At 76.2% G+C, this 12,630-nt stretch carries 14 protein-coding genes; 4 read left to right on the top strand and 10 right to left on the bottom strand.

The window, feature by feature from the left end; all coding sequences use genetic code 11:
• Window positions 1-14: 14 nt before the first annotated feature.
• From JOE68_RS04665 to JOE68_RS04655, 4 genes are all read right to left on the bottom strand, one after another.
• Window positions 15-1,262, bottom strand: a complete 1,248-nt coding sequence (locus JOE68_RS04665) for a cytochrome P450 (RefSeq protein ID WP_204841103.1) — start codon at window positions 1,260-1,262, stop codon at window positions 15-17.
• Between the two features lie 54 nt (window positions 1,263-1,316).
• Window positions 1,317-1,406, bottom strand: coding sequence for a hyalucidin A family RiPP precursor (locus tag JOE68_RS32520; protein WP_459178536.1), 90 nt, complete (start codon window positions 1,404-1,406; stop codon window positions 1,317-1,319).
• A 2-nt stretch (window positions 1,407-1,408) separates the two neighbouring features.
• Window positions 1,409-2,530, bottom strand: a complete 1,122-nt coding sequence (locus tag JOE68_RS04660; protein ID WP_204841102.1) for a cytochrome P450 — start codon at window positions 2,528-2,530, stop codon at window positions 1,409-1,411.
• 913 nt (window positions 2,531-3,443) lie between these two features.
• Window positions 3,444-4,067, bottom strand: a complete 624-nt coding sequence (locus tag JOE68_RS04655) for a TetR family transcriptional regulator (RefSeq protein WP_204841101.1) — start codon at window positions 4,065-4,067, stop codon at window positions 3,444-3,446.
• A 95-nt stretch (window positions 4,068-4,162) separates the two neighbouring features.
• On the opposite strand from JOE68_RS04655, the gene JOE68_RS04650 reads away from it, so the two are divergent.
• On the top strand, window positions 4,163-4,831 hold the full coding sequence (locus tag JOE68_RS04650) for a hypothetical protein (protein ID WP_204841100.1): 669 nt from the start codon (window positions 4,163-4,165) through the stop codon (window positions 4,829-4,831).
• Window positions 4,832-4,930: 99 nt separating this feature from the next.
• Here JOE68_RS04650 and JOE68_RS04645 read toward each other — a convergent pair whose 3' ends face one another.
• Entirely contained in the window at window positions 4,931-5,530 is a 600-nt protein-coding gene (locus JOE68_RS04645) for a TetR family transcriptional regulator (RefSeq protein ID WP_204841099.1), read from the bottom strand.
• Between the two features lie 61 nt (window positions 5,531-5,591).
• Between JOE68_RS04645 and JOE68_RS32135 the strand changes: the two genes are divergently transcribed.
• Window positions 5,592-6,377, top strand: coding sequence for a GAF and ANTAR domain-containing protein (locus JOE68_RS32135; protein WP_204841098.1), 786 nt, complete (start codon window positions 5,592-5,594; stop codon window positions 6,375-6,377).
• A gap of 115 nt (window positions 6,378-6,492) precedes the next feature.
• Here JOE68_RS32135 and JOE68_RS04635 read toward each other — a convergent pair whose 3' ends face one another.
• Both JOE68_RS04635 and JOE68_RS04630 read right to left on the bottom strand, forming a co-directional pair.
• Window positions 6,493-6,780 (bottom strand): helix-turn-helix transcriptional regulator, encoded by a 288-nt coding sequence (locus tag JOE68_RS04635; protein WP_307819523.1) that lies wholly within the window; start codon window positions 6,778-6,780, stop codon window positions 6,493-6,495.
• Window positions 6,781-6,827: 47 nt separating this feature from the next.
• Complete coding sequence (locus JOE68_RS04630; protein ID WP_204841097.1) at window positions 6,828-7,256, bottom strand: nuclear transport factor 2 family protein; 429 nt, start codon at window positions 7,254-7,256, stop codon at window positions 6,828-6,830.
• A gap of 300 nt (window positions 7,257-7,556) precedes the next feature.
• On the opposite strand from JOE68_RS04630, the gene JOE68_RS04625 reads away from it, so the two are divergent.
• Window positions 7,557-8,621 carry an NsdA family TPR-like regulatory protein gene (locus JOE68_RS04625; protein WP_504739690.1) on the top strand — a complete coding sequence of 355 codons (1,065 nt, stop codon included), beginning with the start codon at window positions 7,557-7,559 and terminating at the stop codon, window positions 8,619-8,621.
• Window positions 8,622-8,642: 21 nt separating this feature from the next.
• On the opposite strand, the gene JOE68_RS04620 is transcribed toward JOE68_RS04625, so the two are convergent.
• From JOE68_RS04620 to JOE68_RS04610, 3 genes are read right to left on the bottom strand one after another with little or no spacing between them, the layout of a single operon-like run.
• Window positions 8,643-9,389: a sulfite exporter TauE/SafE family protein gene (locus JOE68_RS04620; protein ID WP_204841095.1), complete on the bottom strand. Its 747-nt coding sequence runs from the start codon at window positions 9,387-9,389 to the stop codon at window positions 8,643-8,645.
• A complete protein-coding gene (locus JOE68_RS04615; protein ID WP_204841094.1) occupies window positions 9,386-10,687 on the bottom strand; it encodes an MBL fold metallo-hydrolase in 1,302 nt (433 codons plus the stop codon). The genes JOE68_RS04620 and JOE68_RS04615 overlap by 4 nt, the downstream gene beginning before the upstream one ends.
• Window positions 10,688-10,738: 51 nt before the next feature.
• Window positions 10,739-11,503, bottom strand: coding sequence for a GntR family transcriptional regulator (locus tag JOE68_RS04610; protein ID WP_204841093.1), 765 nt, complete (start codon window positions 11,501-11,503; stop codon window positions 10,739-10,741).
• A 239-nt stretch (window positions 11,504-11,742) separates the two neighbouring features.
• Here JOE68_RS04610 and JOE68_RS04605 point away from each other — a divergent pair, with 239 nt between their 5' ends.
• Window positions 11,743-12,627, top strand: coding sequence for an ROK family protein (locus tag JOE68_RS04605; RefSeq protein ID WP_346039052.1), 885 nt, complete (start codon window positions 11,743-11,745; stop codon window positions 12,625-12,627).
• Window positions 12,628-12,630 lie beyond the last annotated feature (3 nt).

Below are 12,630 nucleotides of genomic sequence, written 5' to 3'. Positions count from 1 at the left end.
GTGGTCGGCCCGCGCTACGGGGCGCCGGCCCCGGAGGGGTCGCGGCGGCGGACCCACCCGTCGAAGTCCAGGGGCCGCGGCACGGCCCCCAGGGCCACCCGGGCGTCGTCGGGCGCGCGCAGCTCCAACCGGTACCGGGTGCACAGCAGGTGGGCCAGCAGCACCAGCTGGGCGCTCCCCAGCCCGGCGCCGACGCAGGTGGTGGGCGCCCACCCGAACGGCACGTAGTAGTGCCCGCCGGGCGGGCGGCGGGCCGCCTCGTCCGACCACCGGTGCGGGTCGAACACCTCCGGGTCGGACCAGTGCCGCTCGTCGTGGTTGACCAGGTAAGGGCTCACCAGGTAGTGCCGGCCCACCGCGAGCCGGTGGCCGCGGACCGTCAGGGGGACCCGCGCGCTGCGGGTCATCAGCAGCGGCGCCGACCACATCCGCAGGACCTCTTTCACGAACCGGTGCGCGGTCGGCGCGGACCGGGTGCCCGTCCGGTACAGCTGCTCGGCGGAGCCGGTCGCGAACTCCTCCGCCAGGGTGGCCGCCCACTCGGGGCGTTTCGCCAGTTCGTACATCAGGCAGCCGGCGACCGCACCGGGTGGCCCGGCGATCGCGGTCAGGACCGTCGTCACCGCCTCCAGCGCGCGGTCCGGGCCGAGGGAGGGCAGCAACCGGTCCACGACGGGCTGGGTGAGGTCGTCGCGGGCGCGCCCGCCGCGCGCCCGGCGGCGGATCTCCTTGCGCACGACCCGGCCGGTGTGCAGCTGGGCGACGACGGCCTGCCACTCCTGCCGGCGGGTCCGCCCGCCCGGTCTCGCGTCCAGCCGGGTCAGCTTCGCGATCGCGTCGCGCTCGAGCCAAGCCCGGTCCGAAGTGGACAGCCCGTCGACCACCACGGGGAGCAGGGAGCGGAACATCACCTCGTGCGACAGCCACGCGAGGTCCACGTGCCGGTCGAGGCGGCCGTCCAGGACCGCGGCCATGCGGTCGGCCAGCGCGCGCAGCCGGCTCTCCTCGCCGTACACCCGCAGCCGGGACAGCCACAGCGAACGCACCTGCCGCCACGACACGGCCGGGCTGCGGCGGCCCCGGATCCGGTCGACGAACCGGTCGGGCAGCGTCAGGTCGGCGAAGTTCTCGGCGTTGGCCCGGCTCGCCGCGTCGGCGTCGAACACCATCAGCCGCCCGTCGCCGTGCCGGAACACCCCGCCGTGCTCGGCGTTGGGGGCGCGCAGGTTCGCCAGCAGGTCGGGGTCCTCGCGACCGGTCATCACGTGCCTCCCGGTGGGTGGGGAGCGCGTGGCCACGCCCCCCACCCGCACCGATCAGATGTGGTGGTACACGTACCAGCGGTACTCGGCATCGCTCTTGCGGATGTTGAGCGCCACGAGCGCGGCGTGGATGATCTTGGCCATGTTCACCTCCCTCGACCCGTGGGGGCACTGTTCGTGCGCAGGGTGAACTCCGGCGGTGCGAGGGCAGCCGCGACGTGCGGCCGGCGCCGGTGGGCCTCGACCCGCCACCGCCGGGCCGGCGGCAGCAGCCGCAGGACGTCCTCGACCAGCCGCACGGCGAAACCCGCCGCCACGCAGGTGTGCGCGCCCCAGCCGAACGGGATGAACGCCTCCGCGTCGCCCCGCGGCGCGCCGGCCGACCACCGCTGCGGGAGGAACTCGTCGGGGTCGGGCCAGAAGCGGCTGTCCCGGTGCACGAGGTAGCTGCACACCACCACCTCGTCGGACGTCGTGACCTCGAACCCGGCCAACCGGTGGGGCTCGGCGGGGGAGCGGCCGAAGTTCCAGGCCACCGGCCGGAGCCGCAACGCCTCGCGCACCACGCCGGTCAGGTCGCCGCCCGCCGCGGGGTTGGCGCCCAGCAGGTAGACCGACCAGCCCAGCAGGAACCCCGTCGAGCCCGTGACCGCGAACAGGAAGGACAGGAACACCTCCGCCAGCTGCGCCTGCGCCGTGCGCGAGGAGGCGCCCGGCGCGGCGGCGGCGAGGACGTCGAGCAGGTCGGCCGGCGACCGCGCGGGCCGGGCGCGCCGGCGGGACAGCTCGGCGACCAGCGCGCGGCGGACCCTGCTCCGCAGCACGGCCCGCGACAGCACCGACCGCCGGTCCCGCGCGCCGGCCGACACCGCGTGCCGGACCACCTGGTCGACGAGTCCGCGCAGCTCGCCCTCCGGCGTCAGCACGTCGCGGAAGCACTGGTGGAACAACAGGTTCCCCGCGTCCGGCCAGCGGCTCTCCGGCCCGATCACCCGCTCGACGGTCGCCGCCAGCCGGTCCGACCGGGCGGTCCAGTGCTCGCCCAGCAGGTTCCGCGCCGCCCGGCCGACCTCCTGCTGCGCCGAACGCGGCCCGAAAGTGCCCCTGCCGGTCCGGAAGAAGTCCGAGTGCTCCCGGTAGCGGGATCCGGTGTTGGCGAGGACGGCTTTCGCCGCGGCCGGCTCGCCCACGTAGAGCACGCCCGGTCCGCGCCGGAAGATCGGCCCGTGACGGGCGCGGAGGTCGTCGAGTCTTTCCAGTTCGTCCACTTGTTCGCCCCGCCCGGCCGGTTCTTCGCGGACCACAGCAGCTTCGCGCTGCCCGTGCCGTCGGGGCAAGCCACCGAATGGCCGGGCCTCCTCCGGGATATGGTCGACGGTGGGCGGGCCGCCTGCTGCGCGCACCGGCGACAACCGACCGGGACCCGCGTGATCGCCGTCCACAGCAGGAGCGCCGGGACGCGCTCCGGAGGAGTCCTCGTCGGACGGGAAAGCCGTGCGGGAGAGCGCGAAGGCGCCGGGCGGCGCGGGGAGTGCCAAGTGCTGCAAGCGAAAGCGGCGGGTTGTGAGCGCCAGGGGGCCGTGCAGAGTCGAAGTGCCGCTCCACGGCCTCCGCGGTGCCCGGCGGAATGGACGCCGAAGCCCGGCGACACCAGGCCGGCGAACGGTACCGGCGCATCGAGTGTCCGGCCCCGCCGCACCGACTCGGCGACCCGCTCCGCCAACGCGTCGCCGTGCGCCGCACCCGATGCCTGTCGACCGTGCCGCGCAAGCCGGCACCGACGACCTCGCAGGGATGTCCGCGCCTCGTGCGGTCGGTCATCGGCGGTCCGGTGCAAGCGGTGGGAGCGCGTCCCGTCGGGCGCGCCCCTCCACGAGGCGGCGGATGGCTGCTTCCCCCGTCCGGCGGGAGCCGATCGGGTGGTGATGCGCGCAGGGTAGGCGGCGTCGGGGCGTCCGGTGCGCGGGTTTCCGCCACTGCGCGCCCATCAGGGGAACGGACCGATGGTCCCACCACCCGGGCTCGCCCTGGCGGAGGCTTGCGTCGCGGTGGGCATCGCGGGCAAGTTCGGAGCGTGCTGGCTGGCGGGTCTGCTGGTGGGCCGAGGGGCGCGGGCCGCGTGCCGGGGGGACGCGCGTGGGCCGGCCGCCCGGTGGTCGGGTCGTGCCGCGCGCGCGGCGGTCAGCGGGCCAGCGCCGAGGTGCGCAGGCGCACCCGGTGCTCCGGGGCGACGAGGTGCTCCAGGCGGTGCTGCCACGTCGTGGTCAGCCGGGCCTCCGGGTCGCCCCGGTCGGTGATCACGCTCATCGCCTGCGCGCCGATGACGGCGGCGGCGATCCCGTCGGCCTCCTCGCGCGTGTCCAGGCCGGGCCGGACCTCGCCCGCCGCGACCGCCTGGCCGAGCAGGTCCCGCACCATGGCCACCAGGCTGACGAAGTGCACGCCCGCCAGCAGTTCGAACAGCTCGCTGGTGAACAGCAGCCGGACGCCGACCCGGACGGTGCGGTCGGTGCGGGTGAGGGCGCCCATCCGGTGCGTCAGGTCGATCAGCGTCTGCAACGGCCCCGCGCCGGAGCCCTCCACCTCGGCGCGCACCTCGTGCCAGCGCCGGAAGTGCTCCTCCACGACGGCCACCGCCAGGGCTTGCTTGGAGGGGAAGTGGCGGTACAGCGCGCCTTTGGTGACCGAGATGGCGCGGCACACGGCGTCGAGCGAGGTGCCCTCGTACCCGTCCCGGTCGAACAGCTCGATGCTCGCCGCGACGAGCCCGGCCCTGGTGCGGGCGCCCTGTGCCAGGTCGTTCAAAGAGCCCTCATCTCGACGGACTGCGCAAAGGTGGTCACCCAGGGTAGGGAGCCGGCCAGAATCCGGTCAACACGCCGATATCAACGGGACTCCTGATGCGTGAAGGATTACTCCGCGTAGAGCTGTCGGGGGAGGACGGCGTCGCGGTCCTGTCACCGCTCGGAGCGCTCGTGCCGTCGACCTACACCCGGATGCGCGATGTGCTGCTGAAGACCGTGCTGGCCCAGCCGACGGCCGTCGTGGTGGACCTGAGCGACCTGACCGTCGACCGGGACACGGCGGCCTCGGTGTTCCACGGGGTGTGGACGCAGGTGGCGGACTGGCCGGGCGTGCCGATCCTGCTGGCCGCGCCCCCGCACCCGGTGGACTGGTCGCTGCCCAGCTACGCGACCGTGCAGGACGCGCTGGCCGCGGTGGGCGCGCCCCCGACGCGCTGGGTGGTGCGGGCGCCGCTGCCGCTGCGGGGCAGTTGCGGCTTCGCGCGCCTGCTGGCGGAGCAGACGTGCCGGGTGTGGAAGCTGACCGGGATCTCCGACGAGGCGGCCGACATCGCCGACGGGCTGGTGGGCCTGGCGGCCCGCGGCATCCGCCCGACCGTGGTGTTCGAGTGGTGGCGCGGCCGGCTCGTGGTCGGCGCGAGCGAGGACGCCCTCGTGCCCTGCGACCCGCTCGACCTGCGCTACGCGGCGATGGGCGCCAACCGCTGCGGGTGGTCGACGACGTGGTCCGACGGCACGCTGATGTGGGCCGTCCTCAACGCGTGACCGCGATGCCCTTCCGCCGCAACGATTCCACGCCACCGGGCAACCGGGTCCCGCGCCGCGGCGGTGATTCCACGTCGGGGTGATTCGGGACGCGCCGGTTCAGCCGGGCAGCCGGCGCGGCGCCTCCACCCGCAGGGTCGCGCAGACCTCCGGCCGCGCCAGCGCCGGCAGCCAGCTCCGCCACACCCGCGCCAACTGCCGCGCCACGCCTTCCGGGTCGTCCACCGCCATGGACATCAGGTGCACGCCGACCAGCGCGGAGACCACGGCGTCCGCGCACGCGGGCAGGTCCAGCCCGGCCCGCAGCTCGCCGCGCCGGTCGGCGGCGCGCAGCAGGTCGAGCACGGCCGAGGTCCACCGCGCGATCTGGCGGTCCGCCACGTCGTCGCAGATCGGCGCCTGGAACAGCAGCCGCTGCACCACCACCCGGTCCCGGTTGACCGCGTAGCCCAGGTCCACCAGCACCTGCAGGGGGCTGCGGTGCAGGCGTTGCAGGCGTTCCCTGGTGCGCGCCCACTCCTGCGCCTGGCGGTCCAGCAGCGCCAGCGCGAGCGCCTTCTTCGAGCTGAAGTGGCCGTACAGCGCGCCTTTCGTCACCCCGGCGCGGTCGCACACGTCGTCGATGGTCGCGCGCGCGTAGCCGTCCCGGTCGAACGCGGCGGCAGCCGCCGTCAGCAGGCCGTCCCTGGTTGTCGACACCGCCTCGATTGTCCTCGGCCGGGCAGGCGCGGCACAAGCGCGGTCTGCGAGCATGGCGGGGGTGGAGAGCCGACCACCGGACGAGGAGCGCCGCGCCCGGCTGTGGAGCCGCATCCGCCGCCTCGCCTCCGACGAGGGCGTCCCGGTGGGCGTGCGCCACGTCGGGCTGACCGCCGCGGCGGTGCTCGGCGCGCGCGAGACCGTGGTGTACCAACTGGTCGACGGCAACCGGTGCGAGCCGGTGAGCGTCACCGGGCCGCTGGGGGACTGGTCGAGCGAAGCCGAGATCACCTTCGGCGAGGGGCCCGCGCTGGACTGCCTGCGCGACGAGCACCCGGTGCTGGCCGACGACCTGGCGCGCGGCGGGGCGGCGCGGTGGCCGGTGCTCGCCCCCTATGCGCTGGCGCGTGGAATCGCGGGGATCTTCGCGTTCCCCTTGGTGATGGGCGCGATCGTGGTGGGGTGCCTGGAGGTGCTGCGCCCGGAGCCCGGCACGCCCAGCCGCGACGAGGTGGTGGACGGCCTGCTGCTGGCGGACGCGGCGATGTTGTCGCTGCTGCGGGCGGAACCGCTGCCGGCGGGCGCGGACCCGTTCGCGGAGGCGGTGCAGGCGCGGTGGGCGGCGGTGCACCGGGCCACCGGCGCGCTGTCCGCGCAGCTGCGCAGCGACCGGGCCACCGCGTTCGTCCGGCTGCGCGCGCACGCCTACCGCACGGGGCGGCGGCTCGCCGACGTGGCGGCCGACGTGCTGGCGCACCGGTTGTCGTTCCACGCCGACCCGACCGCGGAACCGGACGCGGGCCCGGAACCGGACGGGGAGGCGGGTCCCGGAGGGGGCCGGGGGTGATCCGCGCGCGGCGCGCCGGCGGTGGGTGGATGTGCACGCTCATTGCGGGCTGGTCGGGCGCGCCGGCGCCCGGCGCGGGCAATGCGGTGGTCGCAAAGGCCGTCGAATGCGCCGGTCAATGCCGTCGGCGGGCGGCGCGCTCGATTGCGGCGGCGCGCTCCAATTCGTGCTGCGGGGTGTCCAGGACCTGGCCCAGCCAGCCGCGCCAGTACGGGCCGGGGATGCGCTTGCCGCGCTCCCACCGGGACACCTCCTCCCTGGTCACGCTGGTGTTGCCGGACGCGGCGTGCAGCCGCGCGGCCAGGTCGTCCTGGGTCAGCCCGCGACCGCGCCTGAGCTGGGCGAGGATTTCGCTGATCGGTCCCGATTGCGGCACGGCGACGCCCTTTCTGCTGTCTCCCACGGGATGCCCGCCATTCTTCCAGCGCGTGCCGACCCGTCGGGAAAGCATCACGGTGATACCGGCGGAACATCCTGTGTGAGTGCACGTGCAATGGCGAGCGTGTCCGCATACATGCGGAACTCGCTGACCAGTCCGCCGTGGACGGTGACCGCCACCGCGAAGTCGTAGGACAGCGCCGCGCCGGTGGCCTGCACCCTGGCGTGCAGCCGCCCGGTGAGCACCGCGTCCGGCCCGTCCACCACCAGGCCCCGCGTGGTGATCCCGGTCAGCTCCAGGACCGCCCGGAACGCCAGGAAGAACGATTCCACCTCGCGCGGGTTGCGCACCTCCGCCGGCCACGGCGCGCCCGGCACCGGGGCGGTCCACCACCGGACACCGGTGGAGAACAGCCTGCTGAGCCCGGCCGTGTCCTTCGCGGCCCACCGGGCCACCAGCTTCTCGACCACCATCGTGACGTCGGCGCGGGGACGCGTCATGCGCCGTCCACGACCGTCACCGCCGCGCCGGCTCCCCACCGGCCCACACCGCACACCGCACACCGCCCCGCTTCGCACCCCGGACGCCACGCGCGCACCGCCCGACCGCCCCGGCCGGTTCCCCGGTGTCGCGCGGATCCAGCGGTGTCCTCCGCACCTCCCGACCGCGACGCGGGCGCTGCGCCTGTCGGTACATGAGTACTCCTCCGCGCGCCGGCTGGGCGCAGCCACGCCGTTGCGCATCGGAAGTGATCACGCCACCACTCTGGTAGGGACCAATGGTCGCACCCGGCGACCGCCGTGCCCGCGTGGCCGGGGGAGTCCGGCGGGGTGGTACCGCCGGTGCACCCGCGCCACCGCGCCCGGCCCGGGGGTTTCCTTCTTGCCACCGCTCGAAGACGACTGCGAGGTGCGGCGATGGCGGGACGGCGGCGCGTGCCGGCGCGCATCGGGGTGGCGGACGTGGCGCGGCTGGAAGCCGAAATCGAGCTACTGCGAGGTCTGGACTACCGGCGGGGCGGGGCGGCCTGCCGGGACGCGGTGGTCGTGACCGCCGCGTGGCACGGGCAGCTGCTGCGGTCGGCGGCGGCGCCCGCGGTGCGGGCCCGGCTGCGCGCGGCGCTGGCCGACGCGCACAACCTGGCGGGGTGGACGTGCTTCGACACGGGGCTGGACCAGGCGGCCGAGCGGCACTGGGGCCGCGCGCTGCGGCTGGCCGACGAGGCCGGTCACCAGGACCTGGTGGCCAACATCCACTACCGGTCCGGCCGGCTGAGCCTGCACCGGGGCGACCGGCGCGCGGCGCTGGAGGTCTTCGGCCTGGGCGTGGTGGCGGCGCGGCGCGCGGGCTCCTACCACGCGACCGCCATGCTGCGCGCCAACGAAGCCTGGGCGCACGCCGGCCTGGGCGACCGGGGGATGGCCGTGCTGCGCCTGCGCCAGGCGCACGAGGACTTCGCGCGGTCGTCGCCGGACCCGGCCCCCGGCTGGGCGCGGTTCTTCGACGGGACCGACCTGGCCGCCCTGACCGGCGTGGTCCACACCGAGCTGGCCCGGACGGTCGACCCGGCGCACACCGCCACCGCGATCCCGGCGCTGACCGCCGCCGTCGCGGGCTACTCCGCCGGGATGGCCCGCAGCCGCGCGCTGGCCCTGGTGGCGCTGGCCACCAACCACCTGCTGGACAACGACTTCGCGCAGGCCGACCTGATCGGGCAGCGGGCGGTCGCGGCGGCGGCGGGGGTCGGCTCGACGCGCGTGACCGACCGGCTGCGCCCGCTGCGCCACCTGGCCGAGCGGCACGGCGCCGATCCGCACGCCCGCGACCTGGCGGCCCGCCTCACCGCGTTCACCGGGAGCCGGTGACGCGCCGGAGGCGTTGCGCGGTCAGGGGATCAGGACGGCGTCGACCACCATGAGCGCCGCCACGGTCAGCAGCGCCGCGGCGAACACCCGTTGGAGGACAACGGGTCGGACCCTGGCGGCCAGCCGCCTGCCGTCCCACGCGCCCAGCAGCGCCGTCGCGGCGAACGGCCCCACCAGCGCCCAGTTCACCGCCGTCACCGTCCCGATCCGCGCGGCGAACGCCGCCGCCGCGTTGACCGAGGTGACCAGCAGGCCCGTGCCCACCGCCGCCGACAGGGGCACGGCCAGCACCCCGACCAGCGCGGGCACGGCGAGGAACCCGCCGCCCACGCCGAGGAAGCCGGTCAGCGCGCCGAGCCCGGCCCCGACCCCCGCCGCGCGCGCCGGCCGCGTCGCGCCGGCCGCGGGCGCCCGCCGCCGCAGCACCAGCACCGCCGCGACCACGGCCACCACCGCGAACGCCCCGGTCAGCACCGCGCCCGGCACCCGGTGCGTGAGCAGCCCGGCCGCGGCGGCCGGGCCCGCGCCGGCCGCCGCGAACAGCGCGCCCAGCCGCCAGCGCACCGCGCCCGCCCTGGCGTGGGCGAACAGCGCGGTCGCCGAGGTCGCCACGACGATCAGCAGGCTCGCGGTCGTGGCCTGCTGCGGGCTGAAGCCCAGCAGGTAGACCAGCGCCGGCACGGCCAGCACGCTGCCGCCGCCGCCCAGCGAGCCCAGGGACAGCCCCACGACCGCCCCGGCGACCAGGGCGAGCACCAGGGCCGTCATGCCGGGACACGCGCCCAGTCGTCGTCGACGTGCACGACGTCCCGGCCGGCGCGGTGCAGCAGGCTCGCGGCGATGCCGGCCCGGTAGCCGGAGGCGCAGTGCACCCACACCTCGCCCGGCGGCACCTCCCCGATCCGGCGCACCAGGTCGTGCAGCGGGACGTGCACCGCGCCCGGGAGGCGCCCGGCGCGGTGCTCGTCGGCCCGCCGGACGTCGAGCACCACCGACCCCGGGGGGCGCCCGGCCAGCGCGTCCCAGCCGACGCGGCGGTACCCGGTGGTCGGCAGGCCGTCCACCGCGCCGACGGCCGGCCGGTCGACGCCGATCCGGGACAGGTCGCGGATGGCCGCGCGGACGTCGTCCGCCGAGCCGACCAGGACCACCGGCTCGCCCCACGGCAGGACCCAGCCCAGGTAGGTGGTGAAGCTGTCGCCGTACTCGACGCTGACCGTGCCCGCCACGTGGCCCGCCGCGAACGCGACCCGGGACCGCAGGTCGACCACCCAGTGCCCGGCATCGACCCGCGCGCGCAGCTCGTCCGGGCGCAGCGGTTCGGGCACCGACAGGTCGGGCGCGCCGGGGCCGCTGCGGTTGAGCGGCGCCATGTGCGAGTAGTACGACGGGTACTCGGTCAGGTTGGCGATCAGGGTCGCGACGAAGTGCTGCTCGTCGCCGTCGGTCAGGGCGTGGTTGGTCGTCAGCTGCTCGCCGATGGTGGACCGCCCGGCCCCGGTCGCCGGGCCGGACGAGCAGAAGCTGCCGAAGCCGTGGGTGGGGTGCAGGGTCGCGTCCCGGTGGGCGTGCCCCGCGAGGGCGCGGGCCGAGCGGTACTGGGCGCGGGTCAGCTGCTCGGTCAGCTCCGGCGCGACCAGGTCGGTGCGCCCGACCGAGCCGAACAGCAGGCTGCCGCCGGAGAACACGGCCTGCCGCCCGTCGTGGCTGACGAGGTAGGCGAGGTGGTGCTCGGTGTGGCCGGGGGTGGCGACCGCGGTGACCGCCATGCCGCCGACCCGGAACTCGTCGCCGGGGCGCACCGGCAGGCGCCGGTAGGAGACGTCCTCGGCGGCGGCCACCAGGTAGTCGGCCCCGTGCCGGCGGGCCAGCTCCAGCCCGCCGGTCAGGTAGTCGTTGTGCACGTGGGTCTCGGCCACGTGCGTGATGCGCACGCCCAGCCGGGCGGCCAGCTCCTCCACGCGGTCGACGTCGCGCTGCGGGTCGACCACCAGCGCCGCCGCGCCGTCGTGCACCAGGTAGCTCCGGTCGCCCAGGGCCGGGGTGTCGATCGTCTCGACCTTCATGACGCCTCCCGTCTAATGTCCGTACATTATGCCGGACGGAGGCGGGAGGTGTCAGCGGGCCGACACCGACCGGGAGACCCGGCCGCCGGCGGCGGCGAACTCGGCCGTGACGGCGAACCGGTCGCCGCGCACCATCGTGTGCCGCCACTCCACCGGCCGCCCCGCCGCCCGGCCCTGGCGGTGGATGGACAGGCACGCCACCTCCGGCCCGCACCCCAGCAGCGCGCGCTCGGCGGCGGTCGGCACCACGGCCCGGATGTCCTCCCGGCTGGTGTCCAGCCGGACGCCGGTCCGCTCGGCGAGCACCGCGTACAGGCTGGTGCGGGTGAAGTCGGCGGTCAGGACCGGGCGGGCCAGGTCGGCGGGCAGCCACACCCGGTCGATCGCGAACGGCCGGCCGCCGGCCAGCCGCAGCCGCTCCAGGTGCACCAGCGGGGTGGAGCCCTCCAGGTCGAGCTGGTCGGCGATGACGCCGTCGGCCCGGACGTCGAGCACCCGCACGAGGCTGCGCTGCTCCAGCCCGGCCGCCTCCACCGAGGCGAACAGGCTGTAGAGGGTGTCCAGCGGCTGCTCGACGTCGGCGGCCGGGCTGACCCTGGGCTGCCGCCCGCGCTCGGCCACCACCAGCCCGTCGGCGCGCAGCCGCTGCAGGGCCTGGCGCACGGTGTAGCGGCTGACGCCGTAGTCCTCCACGAGGGCCAGCTCGCCGGGGAAGCCCGCGTCGAACTCGCCCGACCGCAGCCGGGCGACCAGGTCGTCCTGGAGCTGGCGCCACAGCGGCGTCGGTCCGGACCGGTCCAGTGCTCGGGGTGTCACCCGCGCAGTTTCGCACTGCCCTGCCCAGTGGTGCGCGCCCCGCCGGCGTTCATGTACGGACATCTGGGCTGGAGAGGGCGCGGTGGGCGGCGGCGTCGCGGTCATCGGCGGCGCCGGTGTCGCCGTGACCTCCCGGCCCGGTGTGGCGTGTCTTGCCCTGCTCAGGTCTTGCACATTCTGTGTTCAAAAGTGCATAGTTACGCCACATTGGAAGCAGTGATGAACAGGCGGGGTGTTCGGTGGGGCTGGTGGTGGGCGTCGACGTGGGGGGTACGGCCACCAAGGCCGTCCTGGTCGACGGCCCCCGGGTGGTCGCCGAGACCTCCCGGCCGACGCCCCGCCCCGGGCCGGGCGTGGTCGAGCGCGTGCTCGACGTCGTCTCCGGGCTGGTCGCCGAGCTGGACCCGGGCCGGAGCCCGGTCGGGGTCGTGGTGCCGGGGATCGTGGACGAGGCGCGCGGCGCCGGGGTGTGGTCGGAGAACCTCGGCTGGCGGGACGTCCCGTTCGCCGCGCTGCTCGCCGAGCGGTTCGCCCGGCCGGTGGCCTTCGGGCACGACGTGCGGGCCGGCGGGCTGGCCGAGGCCGCCGCGGGCGGCGGGCGGGGCGCCCGGGACGCGCTGTTCCTGCCGGTGGGCACGGGGATCGCCGCGGCCCTGGTGCTCGGCGGCCGGGTGCACGACGCGGGCGGGTACGCCGGCGAGATCGGGCACGTCGACGTCGGCCACGGCGAACCCTGCGCCTGCGGGCGGACCGGGTGCCTGGAGGCCGTCGCCTCCGCCTCCGCCATCGCCCGCCGCTTCACCGCGCGCACCGGCCGCCGGGCGCGGGCGGTCGACGTCGCCGGGCTCGTCGCCGCCGGGGACGCCGACGCGCGCGCGGTGTGGCGGGACGCGGTGGAGGCGCTGGCGCTCGCGCTGGCGTGGACGGCGGGCGTCCTGGCCCCGGAGGTGGTGGTCGTCGGCGGCGGGCTGTCGGCGGCCGGCGGCCTGCTGCTCGACCCCCTGGCCGAGGCGCTCGGCCGGCGGCTGACCTTCCAACGCCGGCCACGCCTGGTGGCGGCGGAACTCGGGGGGCTCGCCGGGTGCCGGGGCGCGGCCCTGCTCGCGGCGCGGCCCCGGCGTTGACGT

The sequence above is a fragment of the Saccharothrix algeriensis genome, from assembly GCF_016907655.1.
GTDB classification, from domain to species: domain Bacteria; phylum Actinomycetota; class Actinomycetes; order Mycobacteriales; family Pseudonocardiaceae; genus Actinosynnema; species Actinosynnema algeriense.
This window is presented reverse-complemented; position numbering and strand designations above follow the sequence as displayed.

Bases quoted from the DNA above. Each gene is read 5' to 3' on its own strand.
- JOE68_RS04665 (WP_204841103.1), bottom strand. From the start codon at position 1,262: ATGACCGGTCGCGAGGACCCCGACCTGCTGGCGAACCTGCGCGCCCCC.
- JOE68_RS32520 (WP_459178536.1), bottom strand. From the start codon at position 1,406: ATGGCCAAGATCATCCACGCCGCGCTCGTGGCGCTCAACATCCGCAAG.
- JOE68_RS04650 (WP_204841100.1), top strand. From the start codon at position 4,163: ATGCGTGAAGGATTACTCCGCGTAGAGCTGTCGGGGGAGGACGGCGTC.
- JOE68_RS04630 (WP_204841097.1), bottom strand. From the start codon at position 7,256: ATGACGCGTCCCCGCGCCGACGTCACGATGGTGGTCGAGAAGCTGGTG.
- JOE68_RS04620 (WP_204841095.1), bottom strand. From the start codon at position 9,389: ATGACGGCCCTGGTGCTCGCCCTGGTCGCCGGGGCGGTCGTGGGGCTG.
- JOE68_RS04615 (WP_204841094.1), bottom strand. From the start codon at position 10,687: ATGAAGGTCGAGACGATCGACACCCCGGCCCTGGGCGACCGGAGCTAC.